The 1,806-nt window shown below is 66.9% G+C and carries 2 protein-coding genes; both read left to right on the top strand.

The annotated features are described in order from the left end of the window. Window positions 1-1,075 (top strand): ABC transporter ATP-binding protein (locus ACI38Z_RS08355; RefSeq protein ID WP_439789737.1); only part of this gene is annotated, 1,075 nt, incomplete at its 5' end. A gap of 12 nt (window positions 1,076-1,087) precedes the next feature. Then, on the top strand, window positions 1,088-1,806 hold a 719-nt coding region (locus tag ACI38Z_RS08350), incomplete at its 3' end, for a sensor histidine kinase (RefSeq protein WP_439789736.1).

Here is a 1,806-nt window from a genome sequence, read left to right as displayed (position 1 = left end):
GGACGACGAGCGCGAGTTGGGATACCAGAGGGTCCAGGAGCAGTATCGCGCCCAGCTCAAGAACGTGGAGCTCGACGCGATCTCGTCCGTGTTCCAGAACCTGGCGGACACCGCCAGCAACGCCATCATCCTCGTCTACGGCGGCTACCTCGTCGCGACGGGTGGCCTCCAGCTCGCGAGCCTCATCGCGTTCTTCTCGTACGTCTCGCAGGGCAGCTTCGTCAACAGCGCCGAGAACATCGTGCTGTACTACCAGAACATCAAGATGGGCCTCGGCGCCTGCGCTACCATCATGGAGGTCGCGAAGACGCCGGACGAGCGGGTCAAGACCGGAAAGTCCTTCACGGTCCCCGAGGCGGACATCACGTTCGACGACGTCACCTTTGGCTACGACCCCGAGGACCCCGTCCTCAGGGACGTCTCGTTCACGATTCCCTCCGGCAAGACCACGGCGATCGTTGGCTCCAACAGCTCCGGAAAGACGACGGTGCTCAGGCTGCTCGAGCGCTTCTACGGTCCTGACAAGGGCACGATCAGCTACGGTGGCGAGAAGATCGACGACTTCGACCTGGACGAGTGGCGCGACTCCATGGGCTACGTCGTCCAGAACAGCCCGCTCGTCAAGGGAACGGTCGAGCTCAACATCTGCTACGGCATGGAGAAGCCCGACCACGACCTCGCCGTCCAGGCCGCCAAGGAGGCGGACGCCTACGACTTCGTCATGGGCATGGACAACGGCTTCGACTCCCAGATCGGCGAGCTCGGCGGCGGCATTTCGGGCGGTCAGCGCCAGAAGCTGGGCATCGCCCGCGCCATCGTCCGTCACCCGGAGATGATGCTCCTCGACGAGGCGACGACCGGCCTCGACGCCACGAGCATCGTCGAGATCGACAAGACGCTCGAGCACACGCTCAGGGGCAAGACGGTCGTGAAGGTCGCCCACCGCCTGGACGAGATCGAGGATTCCGACCAGGTCGTCTTCCTCGACCACGGGCGAGTCAGGGGCGTGGGCCCGCACGACGAGCTCCTGCGGGACAATGAGGACTATCGTCGCTTCTGTGGATTCGCATCGTAGAGTGGGGGAGACATGAGAGTGCGCCAGCGCGTCGCGCGCCTGAGCCGTGGGGAGCGGACCTCGCTCGAGGTCCTGTGGGGGCTGCTTGCCCTGGCCGCCTACGCGGACGTGGCGTTCGTCGTGCTGGCGCTCCCGAGCCTGGGGGGCGTCCTTCTCCCCTGGGGCATCGCATGCTGCGCGGTCTCGCTCGTGGCGCTTGCGGGGGTGGCCGCGCTTGCGCTGAGGCAGCTCGAGGCGCGGGCGCTCCGTCGCGCGGGCGAGAAGGACGAGCGTGCCATGCGCGAGTTCCAGCTCAAGGAGCGCGAGCAGCGCCACGACCTCAACATCCACCTCATGGCGGTGGCGGGCATGCTCGACGCGGGCCGCTATGACGAGTGCCGCGCCTACCTGCGGGACATGCTCGACGCCTCGCAGTCGGTGGCGCAGCTCATGCCCTTTGACGACCCGGCGGTGAGCGCGCTCCTAAACCAGCTGTACGGTACGGCCAAGGAGCGGGGCGTCACGCTTGCGGTCACGGCGTACGACGACCTCTCGAGGATCGGCTGCGAGGCCTACGAGCTGATCCAAATCATGGGCAACCTCGTGCGCAACGCCATCGAGGCGGCCGAGGGGCTGCCGGAGGGGCGGCGTCGCGTGGAGGTCGTCACGCTCTCGCGGCGTGGGCGCTGCATCATCCGCGTGGAGAACGACCTGCCCGAGGGCGCCGTGGTGGACGACCGCGTGTTCGAGCT

It is taken from the genome of Parafannyhessea sp. (assembly GCF_051876455.1).
Classification (GTDB): Bacteria; Actinomycetota; Coriobacteriia; order Coriobacteriales; family Atopobiaceae; genus Parafannyhessea.
Note: the sequence above shows the minus strand (reverse complement) of the source record. Positions and strands in the feature narration are given on the sequence as shown.